The sequence below is a fragment of the Actinomadura sp. K4S16 genome (assembly GCF_008327685.1).
Taxonomy (GTDB): domain Bacteria; phylum Actinomycetota; class Actinomycetes; order Streptosporangiales; family Streptosporangiaceae; genus Spirillospora.
The window spans coordinates 104,182-127,032 of sequence record NZ_BDDE01000023.1; the positions used below are offsets into that span (position 1 = coordinate 104,182).

General features: G+C 65.4%; 13 protein-coding genes. 2 read left to right on the forward strand and 11 right to left on the reverse strand.

The features are described from left to right. Nucleotides 1-8 precede the first annotated feature (8 nt). Nucleotides 9-818 carry an SAM-dependent methyltransferase gene (locus K4S16_RS35515; protein ID WP_149263450.1) on the forward strand — a complete coding sequence of 270 codons (810 nt, stop codon included), beginning with the start codon at nt 9-11 and terminating at the stop codon, nt 816-818. Nucleotides 819-826: 8 nt separating this feature from the next. Here K4S16_RS35515 and K4S16_RS35520 read toward each other — a convergent pair whose 3' ends face one another. Together K4S16_RS35520 and K4S16_RS35525 are read right to left on the reverse strand one after the other, a co-directional pair. Then, nucleotides 827-991 (reverse strand): DUF1059 domain-containing protein, encoded by a 165-nt coding sequence (locus K4S16_RS35520; RefSeq protein WP_235037278.1) that lies wholly within the window; start codon nt 989-991, stop codon nt 827-829. Nucleotides 992-1,230: 239 nt separating this feature from the next. Further along, nucleotides 1,231-1,902, reverse strand: coding sequence for a DUF6338 family protein (locus tag K4S16_RS35525; RefSeq protein WP_149263452.1), 672 nt, complete (start codon nt 1,900-1,902; stop codon nt 1,231-1,233). Between the two features lie 100 nt (nt 1,903-2,002). On the opposite strand from K4S16_RS35525, the gene K4S16_RS35530 reads away from it, so the two are divergent. Continuing rightward, a complete protein-coding gene (locus K4S16_RS35530; protein WP_149263453.1) occupies nt 2,003-4,858 on the forward strand; it encodes a CHAT domain-containing protein in 2,856 nt (951 codons plus the stop codon). 31 nt (nt 4,859-4,889) lie between these two features. On the opposite strand, the gene K4S16_RS35535 is transcribed toward K4S16_RS35530, so the two are convergent. The 9 genes from K4S16_RS35535 to K4S16_RS35575 all read right to left on the reverse strand — a co-directional run bounded on the left by K4S16_RS35535 (nt 4,890) and on the right by K4S16_RS35575 (nt 22,830). Next, on the reverse strand, nt 4,890-10,307 hold the full coding sequence (locus K4S16_RS35535) for an ATP-binding protein (protein WP_149263454.1): 5,418 nt from the start codon (nt 10,305-10,307) through the stop codon (nt 4,890-4,892). A gap of 52 nt (nt 10,308-10,359) precedes the next feature. Continuing rightward, nucleotides 10,360-11,946 (reverse strand): hypothetical protein, encoded by a 1,587-nt coding sequence (locus K4S16_RS35540; protein ID WP_149263455.1) that lies wholly within the window; start codon nt 11,944-11,946, stop codon nt 10,360-10,362. Next, the gene (locus K4S16_RS35545) at nt 11,946-16,058 is read right to left on the reverse strand and encodes a serine/threonine protein kinase (protein WP_149263456.1); all 4,113 of its coding nucleotides are present in this window, start codon (nt 16,056-16,058) and stop codon (nt 11,946-11,948) included. Before K4S16_RS35545 ends, K4S16_RS35540 begins: the two co-directional genes overlap by 1 nt. Before the next feature lie 3 nt (nt 16,059-16,061). Next, complete coding sequence (locus K4S16_RS35550) at nt 16,062-17,471, reverse strand: restriction endonuclease subunit S (protein ID WP_149263457.1); 1,410 nt, start codon at nt 17,469-17,471, stop codon at nt 16,062-16,064. After that, complete coding sequence (locus tag K4S16_RS35555; RefSeq protein WP_149263458.1) at nt 17,468-18,094, reverse strand: hypothetical protein; 627 nt, start codon at nt 18,092-18,094, stop codon at nt 17,468-17,470. Before K4S16_RS35555 ends, K4S16_RS35550 begins: the two co-directional genes overlap by 4 nt. Further along, on the reverse strand, nt 18,091-19,374 hold the full coding sequence (locus K4S16_RS35560) for an AAA family ATPase (RefSeq protein ID WP_149263459.1): 1,284 nt from the start codon (nt 19,372-19,374) through the stop codon (nt 18,091-18,093). Before K4S16_RS35560 ends, K4S16_RS35555 begins: the two co-directional genes overlap by 4 nt. Next, nucleotides 19,371-21,464 carry an N-6 DNA methylase gene (locus K4S16_RS35565; protein WP_149263460.1) on the reverse strand — a complete coding sequence of 698 codons (2,094 nt, stop codon included), beginning with the start codon at nt 21,462-21,464 and terminating at the stop codon, nt 19,371-19,373. The genes K4S16_RS35560 and K4S16_RS35565 overlap by 4 nt, the downstream gene beginning before the upstream one ends. A 165-nt stretch (nt 21,465-21,629) precedes the next feature. Then, nucleotides 21,630-21,944, reverse strand: a complete 315-nt coding sequence (locus tag K4S16_RS46600) for a DUF397 domain-containing protein (protein ID WP_149263562.1) — start codon at nt 21,942-21,944, stop codon at nt 21,630-21,632. A 28-nt stretch (nt 21,945-21,972) separates the two neighbouring features. Further along, nucleotides 21,973-22,830 carry a helix-turn-helix transcriptional regulator gene (locus tag K4S16_RS35575; protein WP_149263461.1) on the reverse strand — a complete coding sequence of 286 codons (858 nt, stop codon included), beginning with the start codon at nt 22,828-22,830 and terminating at the stop codon, nt 21,973-21,975. Nucleotides 22,831-22,851: the final 21 nt, after the last annotated feature.

The window sequence follows — 22,851 nt, forward strand, 5'->3', positions numbered from 1 at the left end:
GAACGACCATGGAAGGCGTTTCCGCGACGGCCCGCTGGACGGCCGCCGCCCGCGCGGTGGAGACCCGCCGCGCCGACGCCCTGTTCGCCGACGGGCTTGCCGAGGCGCTCGCCGGCCCTGAGGGCTTCGCCCGCTGGGAGCGCTACGACAACCCCGGCACGACCGAGTTCCTCGCCATCCGCACCCGCTGGCTGGACGAGGTGGTCGCCCGGTCCGCGCGGCCGCAGGTCGTCCTGGTCGCGGCCGGCCTGGACACCCGCTCGGTCCGGCTGCACTGGCCGGACGGGACCGTCCTGTACGAGCTGGACCACGCCGACCTCGTGGAATGGAAGGAGAAGCGGCTCGCCGAACTCGGCGCCCGCCACCGCTGCGAACGGCACGCCGTCGGCGCCGACCTGACCGGGCCCTGGGACGAGCGGCTCCGCGCCGCCGGCTGGGACCCGTCCGTCCCCACCCTGTGGATCGTCGAGGGCCTGCTGTTCTACCTCGCCGAACGGGACGCCCGGACGCTCCTGGAGCGCCTGGCGTCCCTGTCGGCCCCCGGCAGCGTGCTGGCCGGCGACCTGATCGCCCACCAGTCGATGATCAGCGAGTTCACCAAGGAGGGCCTGGCGCGCCTGCGCGCGGACGGCTGCCCTTGGCTGTGGGGCACCGACCGGCCGGAGGAGTTCCTGGACTCCTGCGGCTGGCCGGCCTCCGAGGTGCGCCTGCCGGGCGAGGACGGCGCCTCCTTCGGCCGCTGGCCCTGGCCGCCCCTGCCCCGCGACACCCTCGGCTTCCCCATGAACTACCTGTTCACAGCGACTCGTCCCGCATGACGTCCGGCTCAGCCGCCGACCGGCGCGCGCTCGTTCTTGAGCTGGGTGTGGATCTCCTCGCGGAGTTCCGGGGTGTCGTCGTGCCCGTGCACCGAGGCGGCGTGCTCGGCGGCGGCGCGGACGACCTCGTCCTCCTCGCCGCTGATGGTGAGGAGGACGTGTCTGCCCCTCATTGCAGTGGGCCGCTCCGAGGACATTTTGGAAGCAGGCCCCGTACTGCCGCCTCGTATGAGCTTTACGTCATGGCGATGTCATTAATCTGCGCTCTCGGTATGGTCGCCTGGTCTGCCAGGAACGGTTAAACTATTACTCATCGTCCGTGTCATCTTGAGGGTCTGAAATGGGAGGCCGTGTGGGCGGAGGCTGTGTGGGTTCTGGGGCGTCTCCGATAGGGCGGTAACCCTTCTTCTCATCAGGTTCGAACGGGCGGCGGTCCTGACTCACCGTCGTCTCCTTCCTCACGGGTACTCTCTATAAAGTCTAGGCACTCTACTTCCTCCATGCGAATGTAGATGCCGCTGCTCTGTTCGAGAGGCCTGATGAAGTACCCCATTGGTGAGACCTCCCATGCGGTCTGCAAGTACAAATCAGCTGGTTGCGGATATCCGGAAGCGTATGAGTGCCTCCCGTACCAACCGCCTATCCATCGACCGCTCTTGAGCCGGACTCGGACAAAACAAGGCCCACGATTCTTGAAGGCATCATCCCACGCTGTCGGCGTAGCGTCATAGGCTGCGGCTCTCTTGCGCCCGCTCCAAAGTGATACGCCCCAGGCGGCCATAGTCGGTACCACGATGAGAAGTGCGATAGCCGTGATTGCTATGAGCCGATAGTTCGACGCGCTTCCACTCAGCCACCCCTTCTTGTCGTCGTATACAAGATGCACTATCAAATCGCCGCCGATGATGACATATGCGGCATTGATAATCGCGCTCGCCGCCAATGCACGAAGAATTCGTTCACCAAGATCCTTGTGCACGGGAAGGGGGCCTCGTGAACGTTCGCGAACGAACTGATATGCCACACCGGGCAGGATCAGCAGCAGCACGATGGTGAGCTGGGTGACCGTGGTAGGGGGCTGCAGCCTACTGCCTTCTCATCGGAGGTTACTCGCAGGTTGACCCAGTGTAGGCCACTTCGGGCGCGTAGGCTGTCGCTAGCGAGATTTCACAAATGGAAGACGGATGAAGGTGGACATGATCGAGGATCTTCAGCAAGCTCGCGACGCTTGGATTCATCGTCTAGTGACCTACGTCTGTGAACGCTGGGGGCATGAGGTCGAACCAGAGCTGCTCGCGCCACACGTGCAGACGGATCCTCTGGTCAGGGCGCTGGCGCTTAGCAAGATCGCTGAGGGTGACACCCGCGCTTGGCCGCCTACGGTCATCGCGGAAGACCTTCGAACGGTCGGGTTGCTCGCCGATGTACCGATCGAGAGGGCCGTGTCCGGCCTCGTCCTCCCGGTGGTTCGGATTCTGCGAAGAGAAGGGGCACCGTGGGCCCGCTGGTGGGATGTCGCGGGGCTATTTACGGTCCTGCTCGAGTTGTGGATAGGTGGTCGCAAACAAGAAATTAGCAAAGACGACGTCGCCGCTGAGCTAATAGAGGTATGGGGAATCAGTGAAGACTTTATCAAATCGTTGATCCGCAACTCCTCTAATCCTTTTATGTACATGCCTCCAGACCTCCTTAGGGACTCTCCGTGCGGACCAACGGCGCAAGTACTTCGCGAACTCGTCGAGACTTATTATATAAACTTGGACCGCCATGAGAAGGCTCTTGAGACCCACCCGGAGTTGGTGAAACGTCCGGATCTCGCGGAGGTCGCCCGCCGATTTAGGCACTGGCGTGTGCTGCAACAGGCGCTGCCGCTTCTCCGTGGTATCCCGCAGTCAAAACGCCAGGCGATAACTCAAGACCTCGAGTGTTTCGACAGGCAGATGTCCTCGCTGGTGCACAGCCTGACCGGGTACGAAGTCAGACTGATACGCGGCGTCGAGCCTGACGAACTGTATCGTTATCGCTGCCTGGTGGCTGCCCAAGGTATATATGAGCAGTGGCTTCTGAATGACGATTCCCTGCCTCCTGCGATTGAGTTTTGCTCAGGCGGTGATGTTCCTCAGTGGATACATGATGAAGTCGTCGCCGGTGGTGGGCGTACGTCCCGCACGAATGTTGGACCACATCCGCTATGGCTCGCCACTGCAGAAACGCCTGCGCACGAGGCGTCCATTCGAATGCTGTCAATCGAGGGTGCCGCGTGCAAAGTCGGACATGAAATCAAAGATGACGAGGTCGTGCTTTGGTTGATACTGCCTCTTGCTCCCGGCGACCCGGGACCGGCCGCCAGAGTACCTTTTATCTATTCACTGGATATTGTTAACGGGGCTTGGCAGTTGCTGCACCTTTCGGCGGTCGGCAGAGTCCGACTCACTGCGGTCCGGCTGACAGACGAGGGTGAGCCGAGACTAATCGGCGCCAAGGTTCTCACCCTTCCACCGGATGCATGTGCCGAGCTTGGGGGCGTGGCCACAACTGCGCTGCGGACCCTGGTAGGGGACAACCTACAGTCGATTTTGTGGCGCCGCGGGACCGAAGGGCTCGATCAGCAGGCAAAGAGCGCTTTTCGCGGCAACGAGACCGCCAAAGGCGAGGATCTGCGTGATGAGTTCATCCTACCGCTGGAACACAATGCGCATCCGGTATGGGACGAGTTCCGAGAGGCCGCCCGAGAGCTTGCGCGTGCGAGGAGCCAACTTGCCACAGCCGTGCTGGATGGCCTGCCTGACTCATCTCTGCGCGAGGGCGTTGCGGCGGCCGTCGAGAGCAGGCAACGGGCCCTGGAGGTCGCCCGAGCAGATCCCCGCTCAGACGTTCGAACCAGCCGCCATGCGGAGGATTTAGCCCGTTCCCTACCAAGCGATCACGATGCGTTCGTGCATCTGTTTGTGCTGAACGACCGGCTCTCAGCAGTGATCGGCCGAGTAGTTGGCGGCCAGCCGCATTTTGAGTTGTTGCCCTACAGTGATGTCTCGGTCGAGCGGCTCACTCGTGCAGTCGATGCATGGTCGCGCCTACCACATGCCCGAGTCGGGCAGGAATGGTATCGCTATTTTGGCATGCTCATAACCGCCTTCGAGGGACTCATCCGCCTCCTTGCGGAGGCGTTGGAGCGACACGGGATCACTAAGGTGTTCCTGAGTCCCACAACCCCTTTGGACCTGCTCCCGCTGCATGCGGTTCCCCTCGAGGACGACCGTGCGGTCTTTCTGGGTGACGTGTTGACGGACGTCGCCTACATTCCCACGGCTCACATGTTGCGGGCGGTCACGCAAACTGTGCGGCGGCCAGCGACTTGCCCCGCAGTCGTTATAGGTCATGGTCGTAGTGCCGTTTTCGAAGCTGAAATGGTCGCCGGAATCCACGAAGGAGCAACTCTTCTTACCGAAGAAGCGGCTACTCCAGGTTCGGTTCTTTGTGCCATCACGGGAGCTCGTATCGTCCACATCACCTCTCACGGATTCACCCATTCGAACCGATGGGCATCCGGCGTCGAATTGAGTGGGAATACCCGCGGTGCTTCCACTTTGACAACCAGCAGGATTCTTGCGGAGGCGGACCTCTCCAGTGCTGACCTCGTAGTCCTTAATGCCTGCAGAACGGGCACTCATGTCTCCACCGCTCGTATAGTGCAGACTCTCCGCGGTGTCGAGTCGGCTTTCCTAGCGCGGGGAGCTAAGGCGGTCATCAGCACGTTGTGGGAGATCACCAATCTACATGCAGCCGTGTTTTCGGTTCTGCTCCACGCCAATCTTGCCGAGGGGGCGTCTGTCGGGGACTCCTATCGCGCTGCTATCTCCTATCTGCGACATGGTCAGTGGCAATCGACCACTCGGCAGGAGTGGCGTACGCAGTCGGCGGAAATGCTGCTCGATGAAACATTCGATGGAGTGCTTGATGATTGGCGTGAGCACCTCACTCGACAGGCGAAGGGCGACCCGTTCTTCTGGGCGGCCTTCAAGATCACTGGATCTATATGACCTCCTGGTTGCGTCGCCGTTGCTCGGGCGCTCATCCGGTGGCGGTTCTCGTGGCGCCTCCGTGGCGGGTGATCCGAGGGCGCAACCGGACCTTGACAGCTCCTCGGTTGAACGCGGCGTCGGTCGTCTTGCTCGACCAGATGTAGGCCTCCCCCGGGGAGAGTGACGCGAGCTTCGACGGTGTCAGTCCGTTCAATGCTGTGATCGCCTTCTGCATGTGCTTGAGCCAGGCCGGCGACGTGAACTTGTGCAGGATCACGTGATTGGACAGTTCGATCAGCTTGACCGGGACGGAGGGCGGATCCTGGCTCGCCACGAGCACGCTCATGCCCTTGTGCCGCATCTCGCGGACGCTTGCCACGAGCTCGTCGACCAGGTCGGGGCTGTCGATGTACTTGTGCGCCTCGTCGAAGACGACGAGCTTGTTGAACCGCCGGTCGCTGTTCTGCGCCTCGGCGAACAGCTGCATGAGGACGACGAAGAGCCCTAGCGCATCGTCCTTTTCAACGAACTCGTCACGGAGGTCAACGATGATCATTCGTCCTGGCCGGACGAGTTCCTTGATACGGGCGCCGTCGTCGATGTAGTCGGAGGCGAGGTCGAGGCGCTGCTGCGCGAGCTGCTTCAGGTGGTCCGGCAACGTCGACTGGTCGACCCCGTCACGGATGACGTCCAGACGGAGGTCGCGCCGATGAGCCCTCATGATCCGTTGAAGCTGCCGGATGTAGGTGGACTGGTTGCCGACGGCCCCCATGAGGAACCGCCAGTGCTCCGCGCGCAGCTCCGCGGAGCCGAACTTCAGCGGAAGGACACGGACCTCCGGGTACTCCGCGACGCGCTGCTCCAACTGGTCTTCGGGGACCAGCATCACCACGTCGTCCAGCCCCCGGGGCTCGACTCCGTAGGTCTCCCTCAGTGCCCGGATCTGGTCGTCGCTGTCGTTCGGCTTGACCATGCTCGTGAATTCAGGCGCGTAGTCCAGTGTCTGGCTGTAGTGGAAAACGATCGTGGCGAGCGGGTTGGGCAGTGAGTTGACCGGCGGGGCGGGCAGGGACGCGGCTTCGACGATGGAGCCGAGCGTGTAGCTCTTACCGCCGCCCTGCACGCCGAAGAGACTGATCGTGTGCGTCTCGTTGAGATCGAGGGCGACCGAGCGGCCGGCCGTCTGCCCGAGCACCCCGTACTGCGGCGAGGCCGAATCCGCTCCCAGATAGATGTCGGGGGCGGCTGCGACGGCGGGGGGTTCCTGGGACGGTTGGCGGGCCGCGGGCCTCGAGCCGTGCTCCGGGAGAGCGGGGAGGAGGGCCGCGACGGGCTTGGGGGGCTCGTTCGATGGCACAGAGGCCCCGTCGGGCCGTTCTGCCGGAGAGTCAACGGCGCGCGGCTCGTCCGGGGCGGGATCGGTGAGGGGCTCGGCGAGCGGAAGTTCATGTGGCCTGGCCGGCGCCCGGAAAGCCGCCGGCTCCAGCCTCGGCAGGTTCAAGTCGATCCTGGCGAGCGAGTCCGACGTCTCGTCCAGGCTGAAGGCCGCGTCGGTGGGGATGGCGTCGAGGAGTTCTTGAGCGAGGTCCCCGCCGATGCGCAGGAACTCGACGTCTCCGTCAGGTTCGGTGGCGATGCCGGAGCCGTTCAGTTCGAAGATGAGTCCGGTGCGCGTGAACTCGAGGCGGTAGGAGTCGAGCCGTTCCAGGAGCCAGCGCGCCTCGTCGGCCGCGGCGGAGCGGATCGTCCGATACCGCACGGCGCGCTCCAGATAGGGACGGAGGAAATCCGCGAGCTGCGCGTTCTTCACCGCACGATCCGGCCTGTCGGCGGTTGCGGAGGGGGAGAAGTGGCCCGCGATGATGGCGGCGCTGCGGTCCAGCTGGGCGGTGATCTCGTCCTTGAGCTGCTGGTAGGCGGTCAGGTCGGGAATGGAGGCGCGGTTCTTGACCTCGATCAGCCGGCAGGTGACCGTCCGCCTGCGGGCGTCGAGGCCGAACAGGGCCAGGTCGGTTCGCTGCAGGCTGATGGTCTCGCCGACCTCGTCGGCGCGGGCCCGCGCCTCCCGGTAGAGGTCGATGTGAGCGTCGAGCGGCACGAGGATCTGATCGGCGAGGGCGCCCTGATAGTCGAGGAACAGCCGGGCCAGCGCCAGACCGACGACCTCGGAGCGCTGCGTGGGCGTCGCCGAGGCGAGCTTGAACGCGAGCCGCCCGGACAGCAGCCGCAGCTGATCGAAGAACGTGCCGGTGTGCCGCGCCGGGATGGCGAACCCGTGCTGGGCCAGCGCGGGTTCGAGCAGGAAGCGCAGTTCCTCCAGCGAACGCGAGCTGATGACGGTGTGGTGGCCGATCCCGGTGCCGCCGTCGGCGTCGAAGTCGATCACATAGTCGGGCCGCCGCGCGCTGCCGGGGCTGTCGAAGTACTCGACGCCGAGGGTCCGGTCGACCGTGACGACCCAGTCGCTGGACCTGTGCGCCTGATGCAGCAGGGTGCCGTCGGCGACATTGAGCGTGAGCGTGATCTGCGGAACGAGTTCGGTGCCCACCTGGCCCGTGGAGACGGCGGCCGCCGCCGCGGAGATGGTGCGGGGAAGGGCCGTGAGCAGGTCCGAGAGCTCTTCGGAGCCGGGGATCGCCCGGGTGAGCCCCGCCTCGGCATGGCGGGGGCGCTTGTGCCAGGCGATCACGTCATCGTCCTCGACATAGTCGATGTCCATGTCCTGACGCAGCCCGTGGACGGGGGCGGCACCGCGCGGCTGGGAGGGGGCGGTGCCGAACTGCTCCCCGCCGAAGGCGTCGAACAGCATCGTGATGTGCGAGAAGTGGTCGCTGCTCGCGGAGCGGAACTCGTCCAGCGGCCGAAGTGAGACGGCCAGTTTCTGCGCCGCCCCTGGTGCGGCCGGAGTGTGGAAGACCTCGCTGTTCACGGCGGTGCTCCACTCGCCGCGCAGCAGCTGTGCGAGCGCCTCGGCGAGGCCGGGGGCCTCAGGCGCGTCGCTGAACAGCCGGATGTCGTAGGTGAGGTCCTCCAGCGCGGGTCGGCCCTGGAGGTCGATGAGCATGTCGGCGATGTGGTCGGCACGGCCCGGGTTGACGACGCTGACGACCAGGGACCCGACATAGGGGTGGAGGCGCACGTAGCGTTCGACTCTGTCCGCCAGAACCCGTCCTGACACCGCCGCGGTCCTGCTCGCCTGGTCCGGTACGTGCAGGGCCGTCGACAGTGTGGACAGCAGCCGCCCGGGGTCTTCGGTGTCGGTGGGCAGGAACGCCCCCCAGTACGGGGTGAGGTTTCCGCCGAAGAGCGCGAGCCGCTCTCCGCTGCGCGGCACCACCATGGGGAAGCCGCTGGGGGACAGGGCATCCAGGGACCGGTGCGCGGCCGACAGCGCGGGGCCGTCCGCGTCGGCGCCCTCGTCGAGCCAGTGCCCGCCGAGCGCGGCCCAGGTGGTGAGCCAGAGCAGCCGCAGGGGATGGGTCGGAGCGACGAGCGTCAGCTCGCCGCGCGAGTCTTGGCCGTCGAGGAGATCCACCCGTACGCAGTCGATGAGCAGGAGGGCGTCCAACTCGCGCAGCACCTTGCGCTCGTTGCCGTCGCCAGCGCGTTCGGCGCGGGCCAGCAGGGTGGCCAGCAACGCGCCGTAGGACTCGGCGTAGGAGCGCGCCGCGGAGGTGAGCTCGCCGAGATCCCGGCCTTCCACGACCATCGAGTCGTCTCGCCTGACCGTGGCGAAGACCGATCGGCGCGCCTCCCGGAATCGGGCGAGGACCTCACCGCCCGAGTCCGGCCATGCCGCCTCCTGGTGCGTCGCCGTGCCCGGCCGGTCGGGCTGCAACGGGAGCCGCCACACGCCGATACGGTCAGGGTCCGCCAGGATCTGCCTCTCCAGTTCGGTGAGCGCGGGCGGCAGCGGGATCTCGATGTTGCCGTGCTGGCCGAAGGAGATCGACAGGGTGTGCCGACCGGCTCCCTGCACACCCTTCCAGCCGCAGGCCCGGACCTGGACGTCCTGCCACTGCCTGCCCTCGGCCAGCGCGCCGAACTGCAGTTCCCGCAGGGCGTGCGTGAGCCCGACATGCTTCCTGGACCGTTGCGGCGGGGGGTCGTCGACGATCTCCTCGTCGCTGACGACGAAGAACCGGTCGCTTTCGTTGGGAGCCTGAACGTCCCGCTCCGACCGCGCCACGGCGAGCGGGATGCCGTCATCGTCGAGGGGAAGGACACGGACGAAGTGCCAGCCTTCCTCGAGTTCCGCTCTGCGGAGCTTCTTGAGCGTCGCCCTGTACACGCTCTTGGCGTTCTTGCTGACCCGCGCCGAGACCGCGACACCGGTCGGCCCTGTCTCTTCGGAGACGAGCTCGACCGAGAACTTCGACAACCCCGGAACCGAGCGCGGATCGGGTGCCACGTCGAAGGACACGGGCAGTTGGGTGGCGCCCTGCTTGCCCGCCACCAGGAAGGGCTGCCCCGTGATGGAGCCGAGGACCGGATGTTCGGCGTGCGCAGGATCGTCGCCCGAACGCCCGAGTCCAGCCAGCTCACCGACCTTGATCGTCACCTCCTCGGCCTGCTCCTCCTCGGCGAGCGGCCAGTGCTGGAAGGCCAGCCGCCACTTGTCGCGGTCGATGACGATCCGGCGTGTCCAGGCCCGCGGATCCTCCAGCCCGGTCTCGACGAGGAACTCCGCCAGCCGGGCACGGAAACCGGGATCGGTGAGGCCGAGTTCGATGACGCGCTGCCGCTCCGGCTTGACGGGTTCCCGCAGGATCCGCATCTGCCGGACGTTGCGGGCGGCGCGCGTCCGGACCTGTGCGATGTCGGTGAACAGCTCGAAGTCGGGCACCAGCCCGAGCTCGAACACGGCCGCGCCCGCGGCGGCAGGGTCGGCGTCGTTGAGCCGGACCGTCAGCAGGTAGCGGGCACGGGCGAGCGAGTCCGCCGGCGGCCATTTCTCCTCGTCCAGCAGGCCGAAGAGCTCCTCGGTCCCATGTCGCACGTCGGTGGGCAGCTCGGCCGGCAGCCGATCGGCGAGGTCCGCGTACACGTCCCCGAGGGTGACCTCCTCGAAGGTCGCCACATCGAAGGAGTCCTCGGCGCTGGCGTGGACGCCCGGCGGGATGAAGACCAGCAGCGGCGGACGCTGCCGGTCGCCGTCGGGGTTGCGGAGTTCGATGAGCTTGGTGCTGCTGATCGCGACATCGGCGGGGATGGTGCCATCACTCGTACCGCGGGGCGAGCCCCCTGCCGGCACGGCGTCGCTCAGGACATATGGAGCGGCGCCGTTGCTCACCGCGCGGCGGATCCGGCGGCACAGCCGGACCGCCAGCGCCGCCCCCACCTCGGTGACGCGGGCGCAGTGCCCGGGTTCCCGGTTCTGCATCAGCGACGACAGCCGCGGCGCGAGGACGCGGGCGAGTTCCTCCTCCAGGTCGTCGTCCAGCAGTTCGCGAAGCCCGGTGGTCATCGTCGTCCCCCGTTCATCGTGTCCTCCATGGCGCGTCTCCGTGACCTGCGGCTCACTGGTCGATGACGTACCGCGGAGTGATCGTCTGGGTCAGGTAGGCGTCCGAGAGGTCGGAGTAGAAGCCGATCTCCCGCAGCCGGGTGGTGAAGGCCCGGGTGTTGTCGCGCAGCGCCCGCTGCTCGATGATGCTGGGACGGCCGAAGCCGTCGCCGGGCGGCAGCCGGTCGATGTACAGCCCGTAGCGGTCCGCGAGGAAGGCGAGGAACTCGTCCACCCGCAGCGGCTCGGTGCGGAACCCGTGCCGCCCGCCGGGCCGGAGCAGCGCGATCTGCAGCAGCACCTCCAGCAGCCTGCCGTCCAGGACGAACCGCCGCTCGCCCCGCTTCGGCTGCGCCAGCATCGCCCCCGGCCGGTCCTTCAGCAGCATCGAGTCCAGGGCCTGCCGGATGTACTTGCGGTGGAAGTCCCTCCGGTAGGCCGTGATCACCTCGATATAGGTGTCGAAGGGCCCGAGGCCGAGGCCGAGCAACTGCGCGATCTCGGGGGAGAGGTCGTCGTCCTCGCCACTGCCGCGAGTTCCGCCCAGCACGCCGGCGAGCCGGGACTCGGCGAAGTTCGCCAGGTCCTTGGCATGGGCGCGCCCGTTGAGTCTGAGCAGGTCGGCGACGGAGAACCGGCCCGCCTGGGGTGTGCGGAGCCTCCTTCGCCTCACCAGGTACGCGGCGAAGTCGTCGAGTCGCTTCACCGTGAACGTGGCGGGGATGTAGTCGGCGATCCTTCCGTACCAGATGGCCGCGCTGTGCTCCGCGAGCCCCGCCGCGGTGGTGCCCGGGACACCTGCCACGTCCAGGAAGAACCCTCCGTCCGGACGTGCGCTCCTTCCTCGGACGAGCTCCGGCAGCATCTTCATGATCTGCAGGTGGTAGAGACCCAGGTGGAACGCGAAAAGGATCTTCAGGTAGTCGACCAGCACCGACCGGGGGATGAGCTCGCGGTGGAACAGCAGGCGGACGACGTCGTCGGCCAGCAGTTCGCTCGCCTCCGGGTACAGCGGCGGGTGCTGATTGGGATTCCTGCTCCCCTTGTGATCGGGGATGTCGCCTTTGACGGCCTCGGACAGGCTGATCAGCGCCTGGGTCTCGACATCGACCTGGACGTCGGTCAGCGGGACACCGGTGCCCGGATCGACCCCGGCGAAGAAGAACTTCCACAGCAGCGTCAGCGTGTCCCCGTAGCGCGGCGGGGCATGCTTGATCATCGAATAGAGCTGCTCGTCGGCCCCGTAGGGCCGGGACCGCCGACCGTTGCGGAAACGGTAGGTGTAGCCGTGCAGGGGGCGCAGCCCCGCCACCGCCTGCGTCGCCTTCCCGCGGTTCACCATGTCCACCAGGTGCGTCTCCACCCAGCGGCGGGTGACCTCCTTGTCGAACCCCTCGAACAGCTCGGGATGCTCGGCCATCGTCTCGACGAAGTCGTCGACCGTCAGGTCCCGTCCCCGGCCCGTCAGCTTGCTGGGCGCCCCGTCGTAGAGCAGCCGCGGCAGGAATCCGGTGAGCACGCGGTCCATGTCGAGCTGCTTGTAGTCGACGTGCGTCACGCCCGGGTGGCGGAACTCCTTGTCGGTACGGCTCAACGCCATCAGGCGCCCCCAGTGGCCATGGTCAGCTTCCCCCCGGCTCCGCGGGTGATCTTTTGCAGGTCCGTCCCGCCGGTCGTCAGCAGCACCTCCTGGTAGGGCGCGGCGGACAGCTCGTTCTTGAAGATGGTCAGGGCCAGGTACAGGCCCCGCGATTCGGCGACGCCCGGCAGGTACCCGTCCCGCATCCGGTGCAGCAGCTCGTACAGATCCAGCCGGATCGGCAGCCGGGCCGTCTGCCCGGCCGCGGTGCGGTGGCTCAGCAGCAGCCCGTCCGGCTGCTGCTCCAGGAAGGGCGACGGGGCGGCCTCCTGGGCCGACAGCTCGAACTCCCCGGCGTCCAGCAGCCGGTAGCTGCGGATCGTCCCGCCGGGGACGTGCCGGACCTGGAGGGCCAGGTGGTCGCCGAGCCGGCGCGGATCGGGCAGGCCCTCGCCCCGGTTGATCGCCTCGATGATCTCCGCCAGGTGCTCGGGGACCTGCTCGGGCCGCCGCAGCAGCTCCAGGAACCGGTCCGCCGACCGGTACGGCAGCAGTCGCCGGGACCGCTGCTCGTCCACGCATTCGAAGTAGAAGCGGCGGCGGGCCGAGGCCAGGTACCGGCGGTGCGCGGCGGCCTGCGCGGGCGACGGAGCGGGACTGCGCGGCAGCCCTGCGAAGATCCGCTCCAGCAGGAGCATGTCATGGCCGCCGCGCTGGTCGACGGTCATCACGGCCTGCCCCGCGTCCGGGCCGGTGTAGTCCAGCCGCCGGTCCAGCGCGGGATCCGGAACGGCCGCCACGTCCACGTCGCGCAGCTGTGCGAGCAGGCGGTCCCCGGTGCCCGGGGCGCCTGCCCAGCTGTTGAAGTAGAACCCGTCCAGGATCGCCTGCGCGCCGTCCCCGCCGTGGGGCTCGCCCGCCCCCGCGCGCCCCCCGGCGGCGTAGAGATCCTGGATCTCCGCGCAGCTCCGTCCGGACGTCAGCATGTACGCCAGCGCCGACCGCAGATCCCGCAGCGTCACGTGCGACCGCCCCCGCAGGTGGGCAAGCGTGTAGAGCCGTTTGAGGCGGCGCGTCACCTGTGGTCCCGCGCTGGGGTGCGCGAAGGTCCGGGCGTTGTGCGGGGCATAGCACTCGTCGGCCAGCTTGCAGGAACCGCACGCCTCCCACAGCCGCTCGTGCGTCATCCGCCGCAGCATCCGATCGAAGATCGATTCGATGTCGCCGTGCTGCGGGACGTCGGCCACCACGCTGCGGCGGTTCAGGTTCACCACTGCGACGCCCTCGGCGGCGGAGGCGCCGGACAGCCCTTCCCGCACGATCCGCGCCAGGCCGCTGAACCGGTCTTCGTGGGTGGTCACGAAATCGACCAGGCGGCCCTCGTTGATGGCGATCAGCCGGATCTCGTCCTGCCCGCCGGGCACGGTCGCGCCCGCGAACGGGGCGAAGAAGTCGAGCAGCACCGCGTCGTTGGCCTTGTCGCCCTCGTCCTGGCTGCCGTCGTGGTTGGTGCGCAGCCACGTCCCGTCCACCAGTTGCACGTCGGCACCGTTGGGGCGGGACGGCCCCGGCCGGCCGCCGCGCTTCTCGGCCTCCTGGACCAGGTACTCCAGGAACGCGGTCTTGCCGTCCCCGGCGTTCCCAGTGATCACCACCAGGCGGTAGTCGCGCTTCAGCACGGCCGGCAGCAGCCGGTTGTCCAGTTCCGTCGCGACGTACAGGTTGAACGGGTCGCGCCCGCGGGTACCGGCGTTGCTGCTCGTGCTCTGGCTGTAGAGGGTCTTCAGATGGTCGACGAACGGGTTCGTCCCGACCGGGGAGGGCCGCGGGGGCACCGGGGCGGGTTCCGGGGCCGCGGTGCGGCGGTGGACGTCGTTCCCGACCGCCACCAGCGCCGCCAGGTACTCGGCGGCCGAGGCGAACCGGTTGCTGCGCTGCGGCCTGATCGCCTTCAGCAGCACCGCTACCAGCGCTTCGGACAGTTCGCCCACTCCGAGATCGGCCGGGTGCCGCGGTTCCTCACCGAGGATCGGCTCCCGGCGTGAATCGAACGGCCATGTCCCGGTGATGAGCTGGTACAGGGTGAGCCCGAGCCCGTACACGTCCCGGTCGATCAGCTCGGCGGCGCTCGGCGCGCCCGAGCCGGACCGTGTGTCCGGCGGTGCGTACCGGGTCGTGCCGCCCACCCTGGACATGCTGGAGTCGCCGGTGACCGAGACATTGAAGTCGAGCAGCTTGCCGCCCTTGTCGGTCAGCATCATGTTCCCCGGCTTGACGTCGCAGTGGTACACCTGGTGCTGGTGGAGGAAGGCCAGCCCCTTCGCGATGTCCACAGCGAACTTCAGCGCGTCGGCGGGTCCGAGCTGCCGCTTTTTGACCAGCTCCTGGACGTTGCTGCCGTCCAGGTACTCGAAGGCCAGGTAGGGGTGGCCGTCCGGAAGGTAGTCGGCGTACTCGACCTTGACCACATTGTCGTGAGGGGGCAGGGCGAGCAGGATCCGGTACTCCTGCCGGATCCGCTCCGGCGGCGACTCCCGGTCCTTGTACACGATCTTGACGGCGCGGTCCTCGGCCGCCAGGTTGTCGTACACCTGGTAGACGATGCCGTACGAGCCGGACCCGAGCTTGCGCCGCACCATGTACTTCTGGGTGAGCTGGTATCCCTCCGGCAGGTTCCGGTAATCGGGGCCCTGCCCCCCGGCCGACCCGCCACGGGACCCGCCTGTACCGCCTCGGCCGCCGTCACCGCCGCCGATGATGCGCAGAAGTTCCTTCAACGCCTCCTCGGCCGTCGGCCGGGCCGACGGCGCCCGTTCGCACAGCCGCTGCAGCAGCGCCGCCAGTTCCCCTTCCACTCCGGCGGACGCCAGCACCGGCGAAGGCAGGACGCTGCCCTTCTCGTACTGGTCGGCGCTGGAGGCGAACGGCGGCTCACCGGTCAGCAACTCGAAAGCGACCACTCCCGCGGAGTAGACGTCCGATGCGGCGGTCATCGCCTGGGGCCGGTTCTGGCACTCCGGCGCGACATAGACGGGGTCGAGCGCCTCCGAAAGCCGATCGATCACCGTGTGGGCGCGCGGCGCGACCGGCCGCGCGTAGTCGAAGCCGGTCAGCATGGCCCGCCCGCCCTGCGTGACCAGGATCGTCGCGGGCGACAGAGCCCGATGGATCACCTTGCTCCGGTGGGCGTGGGCCAGGCCCCGCAGCACTCCGGCGAGCAGCTTGAGTCTGGCGTCGATGCTGAGCGGCCGGCGCGGGTTTCCCATCCGTAGCCGCAGCGCCTCGCCGTGGACATCGTCGAGGACGAGCACGAACCGGCTCTCGTCCTCGACCGCGAAGAACTCGCGCTGCCCCACGATGTAGGGACTGCGGCCCAGCTTCCCGAGGATCTCGTAGGCGTTCGCGATCGCGATCTTCTCTGCGTTCCGGATGTCCTCCGGCTGGAAGGGGTCGGCCCGGTACACCCGCAGCAGGACCGTCTCGGAACTCGCGACGGTCGCGTTCACGGCACGGTACTCGGTGACCTCGTCGGTGCCGCCGAGTTCCTCCTGAACCACCCAGTTCCCGAACCGCGGAGGCCCGGTCGGGTAGCGGACGGCGCCTCGCAGGGCCTGGACGATGGCGTCGCCGTGCTGCCTGATGTCTCGGAGCATGTCGTGGCGCACCCGGGAGAGGTCCCGCAGCGTCGGGATCAACTGGTCCAGCGACGTGACGTCGAGCGCGTCGGCGTCGCCGCGCTCGTTCGGGTCGATCAGCACGGCGTCGTCGGCGGTGAGGACCACGACGGAGTCGAAGTAGACCCGGCTCAGCTCGGGCCGTTCCTGCTCCAGCCGCCCCTTGAACGCCTTGGTCAGGCCGACCAGCTTCGCCACCGGCGACCCGAACGGCGCGCGCCCCTCCGGATACCACCGCCGCCCCGCGACCTCGATGCGGCCGTGCGTCCCCTTCACATCGATCAGCACCACCGAGTGGTCGGTGATGACAACGATGTCGATCTCGTACTTGGAGCCCCGAATCGGCAGCTCGATGTTGTGTAAGACGAGCCATTCATCGGGAGCGTGCTTCTCCAAGTGACCGATGGTCACCCGCTCCGCATCGTTGACCGGGGGGCCGCCACCGATGATCTGGGCCATCGCCTACCGAGCCGCCTTCCTCACCGCCTGTTCCAGCAGGGCAAGTGCCTCATCTTCCTTCATGTCGGCCTCGTCCCGCCACCGATACGCCTGACGCACCATCTCCGCGATCCGGTGCCGGTCCTCTGGGGTGCAGAGCGGCACCGGGATGTCCCGGCGGAGCTCTTCATGGATGTCCTGCTGCTTGCTGCCGGTGCTCATCGAGCGGAGGACCCGGAACATGGCCTCGGAACGGAGGAAGGCGAACAGGTAGGCGCCGGGAATCTCAGGGTCACCGGAAGTGATGCGCAGAAAATGCTCTGAGAAGACGTAATTGCGCTGCCATCGCCCTGTCACGAAGATGGCTCGACAGAATGCCTCATTCTCGCCAAGGGTACCTTGTGAAGCAACCAGTATCGATTCGTCCTTTGCGCGCACCATGTATTCTTCGGCTGGCTTCAGGGCGACCCACCGTCCTTCCGGCCGAAGCCAAAAACCTTGACGCTGGCCCAAGAGTCTAAAGCCCTTCTCTGGATCGCTGTCGACTCTTGTGAATCGGCTGCCACGATCAAATTGGCCACCCTGGCAGATTTTGGCAAGCGTTCTATGCGGTCTCTCTTGGATTCGTGAAATGATGCGCTGTGCTCGAGGGGAGAAGTTCATTGCGCGCAGACTGGTAGCGTTTGCTCCGGAGATGAAAAAATCCAGATCTCGCTCACGGTGCCACTGTAGCGTTGCAAGGTCTGACAATCCCGCACACTCGAAGAGAAGGTCAGTCGCGCCGACTATCCCCTGATTGAAGTTGAGACGCAACTGCATGGCTTCGGTAATGAGACCGTCAATAGTAAATTCGATCTCCTGGGGAAGGCGAAGGACTGGGAGGTCGGCGATCTGTTCAGGTTCGATATGCTTGACACTCGTCCCGTACACCTGACCTTTGATCATTGCAAGGCCGTATCGGCTCGCGAGGAAGGTGTACAGGTAGCCCGGCGAGATCTCCTCTTCGTCTGCTACGACACGAAGAACGTCCTCGCTACAAGCAAGTCCTTCCATCTCTAGCCGAGCATAGGTCACCCTACCTGCTGTCATTCCGGACCTCGTGATGAGTGACCAGCCCGGTTCCAGGCGAAGTTGAGGCCTTTTGTTGAATGATCTGCTTGTAATCAGAGGCAAATTTGATAGATCGGCTTGAAAGATGGCCGCACTCCCTAGAAAAGGAATGCCATACGCAAGGTCGGTCGTCCAGTGACGACGAAATATACCCGGATGGAAAATCCGCTCTGTAATCTCTGAGAGTGGCCTGAAATTGCGTAGACTCTCAATGAACTTGCGGGTCTGATAGCCGTCCGACACGTAGGTGTCCGCGTCGAGGCGGAGGCCCTGTTCGACAAGCCAGGACGCCCGAACGGGGTTGTCGATGGAAGCGATTTTCACTGGTAGGTCTCCGGGAACCAGGTGCGGAGGTTGCTGCACAGGTGATTGAAGGCGGTGTCCTGGCAGTGCCGGACAGAGATCTTTGCGGCCAGGCGGCGGAAGGCGGCGTTCTGTCGATCGGCCCTGTACCGCTTGCGCAGATAGTTGAGCGCTTCTTTCGGGTCAGACGGCTTGAGTTGGTCCTCGGGCCAGTGATTGCTCTTCGCAAGGATCTCTCGAAAGTTGGCCGGGCACCTGAACGCATCGGCGACATGCGGGCTTTCCTGCCAGACCCAGGCTTCGAGTTCAGGGTCGATCACGATGACCGCGAACTCATCCCAGGCTTCCGAAAGGGCCTTAGTCACCTTTTCGCGGATCCGGTCACAGCCGGGGCTGCCCTCCCAGTCCCGGTCGAGCATGACGACCGCGTGCCGGTAGAAGGACTCGAAGGGGCGCAGCAGCTCGCGCGCAGTACCGTAGACCCCTGGGTCCTTCGTAGGGGCGACGATGATGTCTTCGCGGGGGTCGAAGACGAACGGCCTGCAACCGAGGCTGCGGTGGAAATGGTCGCGTCCGAAGAAGCCTCGCAGCATCTGTTCCATGGCACCGTCGGCGACCAGGAAGACGAGATCCCGCTGGGTCATGACAGGACTCCCGCCGCGAACAGGGTGCCGATGTCCAGAGAACCCTTCCAGTCACGCAATCTGGGATGTTCCTTGCCCGGGATGACCGAGACGCTTCCGTCCCTGTTCAGCCGTGCTGTCAGGACATCGGAAAGGTCGGTGTGAGCAAGCACGATCGGCGAGTGAGTTGACACCCACACCTGCGACTCGTAGAGCGAGTTCAGGGAGTCGACAATGGTCTCTATGGCTCTCGGATGGACGCCGTTCTCCGGCTCCTCTGTGACCAGCAGCCGAGGCAGTACGCCATCGTCCAGGTACGGGAGCAGCGTCATTGCGAGGATCCGCAATGTCCCATCAGAGAGGCCAGACGACGTGACCCGGTACCCGCCCTCGTACTCGACGGAGAAGTAGGCGTGATGGTCTTCTTCGCGTTCGATCACCTCGATGCCCGCAACCTGCGGTAGCGCGGTCCGGACATGATCGATCCAGAGGGAGAACCTGTCGGGGTCCTGCTGGGACAGATCCAGCGCCAGCCAGGGAGCGTTGCGGCCTGAGCGCAGAAGTTGCCTGCGTTCGCCTGGCGGAGCGGGTTGCCGCAGTTGATCCCAGTCCGGTTCGAAGAACACGACGCCCTCGCGTAGCAGTTCGCTGAACCAAAGAGCCGCCGGGAACAGGGTCGGATCGGCCGGCACGGCACCGAGAGCGAGTTGCCCCGAAGGAATGCGAAGAGCGGGAATGTCCGTGGACTGGGTGGTCGTCTCAGGGACGAACTTGGTCGGGTCTGAGTGGGTCCGGCGAATTACTGATTGCCAGTCGCCGGGCTCCGGGCCTGCCTTTTCCCCTTGAGGGAACCCTCCCTTGGAGGGCAATGCGCCGTGCTCGGAGAAAAGGAAGAGGTGCTCGGTGGAGACGCGCAGTTCGTTCGAATCGATATCGAGCATCAGCTCGTAGCGCAAATGAGTTGGAGAATGCTGGACCAGGATGGAGAAGGAGCGGTCGGCAAAGGCTTCGATGATCGCGTCAGGAAGTTGGGCCTCGACCGCGAATGCGATGCTGCTACCTTCCCGCTTGTACAGCAGTTCGAGCAGACTGCCGGCGCGTGGCGGCATGTTCGGGCTCCGGCGGCCTAGGAAGGCAGAGACTGCATTGCGCTTCCCCAGCAGGTCGCCGATCAACGGAGGAATGTCCAGGAGAGTCGACTTGCCTGCCCCATTGGCTCCGGCTAGGACCTGGTAGCGGTCGAGGTCGATACCTAGTTGCGGGAAGCAGCGGTATCCGTAAGCTTCGATCCTTGTGATCACGTGGGTTCTCCCGGCTCTTTGTGCTTGTCGCGGAAGCGCTTGTAGGCTTCGGCGATCACCGGGAGGTCGTTGTCGATCACCTTCTGCTTGCGGACGAGTTTTCGCTCCACTTCTTTGCCGCCGATTCGTACTCTCTCTTTTTCTTCTACCGACTCGAGAATGACTTCGCCGTCCGGGTGGCGTTTGTAGACGGTGTTGCCGCGTCGATCTACCCCCACCTTCTCTGCGACGGCCATGAAGACGGGATAGTCCGACTCGTGACCGCTGAGCATCTCCGCCATTTTCTCGCGCTCGGTCTTCTTCTTCAAGAAGAGCAGGCTGGTGAGGATGTTGACATTGGCATCGACGATGAAGGTCTCGACGGGAAGTTCGATGCTGGCCAGCACCCAGCAGTTGTCCAGGATCCATCTCCGGATAGCGCTGTGGGTAGAGCCAGGATTGGAGAGAGTTCCGTTAGGGAGAACGATGCCGACTTTTCCACCCGGCCTCACCCACTCGACGGCGCGTTGAATAAAGAGATGCTCTGGCGGTACCGCCGTGACGTCATTCAGTCCTTCAATGAGCTCATTGGTCTCCCGATTGCGCGACCAGGAGCGGGCGATGCCATTACGGAACTGATCGAGGACGTCGCGGTCCTCCACCTTGATGTCTGTTCCGAACGGAGGGTTCGTCATCACGAAATCAACGCTGCCCGGCACGGGAATGCGTTCGGAAGCCTCTTTCACGCCTGGATAACCCCCATGCGGGAAGAGCAGGGAGTCCATGTAATAGACGTTGCCGCTCTCGCCGGTGAAGGTCATGATGCTCATCTGGGTCGCCCGAACCAGGGATTCATCGAAGTCGGCGCCGAACAACTTCTCCCTGGCGTAGTCGGCCAGTCGTTTCTGGTGTTCGAGAAGTTGCTCTTCAGTGTCGGGGAGGCCGAGAGTGTGCTCGTGATCGCGCCACCGATTGAGTTGGTGGCGAAGCGTTTCCCGAAGGAAACCGCCGGTACCGCAGGACGGGTCCAGAACGCTTTTGTCGTCCGGCGGATCGAGGATTTTGACCATCAGTTCGACAGCGCCCTTGGGGGTGAAGTACTGCCCGCGGTCGCCGCGCAGGTTCGTCCCGACGAGTTCCTGATAGGCGATCCCTTTGACGTCCATGTCCGTCCCGGACAGGTCATAGGGGGCGAGTTCACCGACGATGAACGCCAAGGCGCGAGGCGACAGGCGGATCACGTCACTGTCGTCGAAATGCGGATAGCGCTCCTTCACTTCCTCGAACAAACGGAGGATCCGACCGCGGATGGTCTTGCGGCCTTCTTCGTCGAAAGGTTCGTCTGGAAGAACGAAGAACAGGGATTGACGCCCCTCCTGGCGGCAGACCCGCTCGTCGTACATCTTCGTGAAGAGCAGGTAGAGAAACTGCCAGAACGCACGGTCCTTGGGCATTCCTTCGTTGCCGTGAATGTAATTGTGGCAGCGGCGGAAGGCCGTCTTGAGCATCGAGGCCTCGCCCCGGCGCAGCCGGGCCACCGAGGCCACGGTCCCGCTGTTGATGCTCTCTTCGCTCGGGGGCCAGTTCGTCCGCTTCTCGAACTTGGCGCCGAACCGTCCCGACTCCTTGTAGAGGAAGAAGAAGTCGAGCCCGTTCGTCCACATGCCGTACTGGGCCTCGGGCGTGGCGTCTGTGCCGAGCAGCGTCTCGAGCTCCAGAAGGTCCGTGGAGGCCTGCTCGTAGGTGCGGATCTTGGTGACGGTCTTGCCGGCCTTCGGTTCCGGCTTGCAGATCACCACCCTGCGCAGATTCTCAAGGGCGTGCTCTGATCCAGGCGCGAAGATGGCGATGTCCGCCTTCTTCGTCTTCCGGCGACTACCGTCCGACTGGACCGGGATAGGGAAGCCCGCCTCCATGTCATCGACCGAGATGCCGTACTCGTGGAAGAGGGCTCGCGCGATGCGCTGCCGCACCGGCTCGTTGCCCTTGAGCTTGACGGGCCGGCCAGTGATGTAGTCGATGGTCTCATCGTCGGCGAGCGAGTTCAGCGCATCACCCGGCTCGCCTGAGCCCGGCTCGGGCTCCTCGAACGGCAACCTGGCCTGCTGCATGCTGAACTCCTCGCTCCGCCCACGACCCGTACGCTGCGGCACACCGCAGCGTACGGATCCTATGGCTCCTCGTCAGCCGCCACTGCCGGAAGCCTGGATGATGGTCCGGCCTTGACGGTAGTCGTGATCACTGACACTCGGCGGGGCCCGCAGAGAGGGGGACGGTCAGCGGGGGAGGTCGAGGCGGCCGCTCTTCACGGTGGCGAGGAAGGCTTCCCAAGCGCCGGCGCCGAACCCGAGCACCGGCCCGTCCGGGTCCTTGGAGTCCCGCGTCAGCATCAACTCACCCGCTGCTACCTCGACGCATTCTCCGCCGTTGCCCATGCTCTGGCTGCTCGTCCTCCAAGCACTGCTGACCTCAACGCAGTCGTCTGGCTCACCACTGCGGGAACTGTCTTTGCGCCAGGCTCCAATCTCTACGCATTCTCCCTCTTCAGCGCTGTAACTGCTCTTGCGCCATTGCACGCGAGAGTGCCCCATGATGGCTCGCACTCCAATCCAGTTCTGGCTAGGAAATGTCCTCGGCCAGCCTAGCGATCAGATCAACAGACTCGTCGGGGCCGAGTGCTCGTGAGCGCAGGTGATCGAAGAGGTCGACATACATGTCGACATCGGAGGGGTCTTCCAGGTAGATGCTTCCCCGGCGGTACTGGATGTACACGACGTCAGGATCGGCCACCTCTGGGAAGCGGAGGACCGTGCACGAGCCGTCCATGGACGGGTGGGCGCCCACGGAGAAGGGCAGCACCACGATGTTCACATGATTGAGCTGCGCAATCTCGGTGAGACGATTGAGTTGACTTCGCAGGGTCTCTTGCCCGCCGACCTGCCTGCGGATGACGGCCTCATTGAGGACGGCCCAGATCTTGGGGGCATCATCCCCGGTCAGGCGCTCCTGCCTCTTGAGACGCAACGCCACTCGGCGGTCGATCTCCTCTTCTGACCAGGTTCGGAGGCTCGCGTGGAACAGGGCCCTGATATATCCCTCTTCTTGGAAGAGACCTGGCACGAGCTCGGATGCATAGCTGAGAATCTCGTGAGCCTCTTCTTCGAGACCGACGTAGACCTCGAACCACTCGGGGATGGTGCCGCTGTACTGGTGCCACCAGCCGCGCTGGCGGCTCTGGCGGGCCAGCGTGACGAGGACCTCGGTGCGGTGGTCGTCCAGGCCGTAGAACTTGCAGAGCGCCATGATGTCGGCGACCTTCGGGGCGTGCACAGCGGCCTCGATGCGGCTGACTGTGGCGGGCGCGATGTCAGCGAACTTGGCCGCCTCCTCTCGGGTCTTTCCTGACTCTCTGCGCAATCGCCGCATTTCCGATGCAAGGCGCCGCCTGCGGACCGTGGGGCTCGTCCGACTTGTCATGTTCGTACCTTCTCTTGGTAT

What these genes read in the sequence shown, in the direction of transcription:
- K4S16_RS35515 (WP_149263450.1), top strand. Translation starts at nt 9, where the DNA reads ATGGAAGGCGTTTCCGCGACGGCCCGCTGGACGGCCGCCGCCCGCGCG.
- K4S16_RS35520 (WP_235037278.1), bottom strand. Translation starts at nt 991, where the DNA reads ATGAGGGGCAGACACGTCCTCCTCACCATCAGCGGCGAGGAGGACGAG.
- K4S16_RS35530 (WP_149263453.1), top strand. Translation starts at nt 2,003, where the DNA reads ATGAAGGTGGACATGATCGAGGATCTTCAGCAAGCTCGCGACGCTTGG.
- K4S16_RS35535 (WP_149263454.1), bottom strand. Translation starts at nt 10,307, where the DNA reads ATGACCACCGGGCTTCGCGAACTGCTGGACGACGACCTGGAGGAGGAA.
- K4S16_RS35540 (WP_149263455.1), bottom strand. Translation starts at nt 11,946, where the DNA reads ATGGCGTTGAGCCGTACCGACAAGGAGTTCCGCCACCCGGGCGTGACG.
- K4S16_RS35545 (WP_149263456.1), bottom strand. Translation starts at nt 16,058, where the DNA reads ATGGCCCAGATCATCGGTGGCGGCCCCCCGGTCAACGATGCGGAGCGG.
- K4S16_RS35555 (WP_149263458.1), bottom strand. Translation starts at nt 18,094, where the DNA reads ATGACCCAGCGGGATCTCGTCTTCCTGGTCGCCGACGGTGCCATGGAA.
- K4S16_RS35565 (WP_149263460.1), bottom strand. Translation starts at nt 21,464, where the DNA reads ATGCAGCAGGCCAGGTTGCCGTTCGAGGAGCCCGAGCCGGGCTCAGGC.
- K4S16_RS46600 (WP_149263562.1), bottom strand. Translation starts at nt 21,944, where the DNA reads ATGGGGCACTCTCGCGTGCAATGGCGCAAGAGCAGTTACAGCGCTGAA.
- K4S16_RS35575 (WP_149263461.1), bottom strand. Translation starts at nt 22,830, where the DNA reads ATGACAAGTCGGACGAGCCCCACGGTCCGCAGGCGGCGCCTTGCATCG.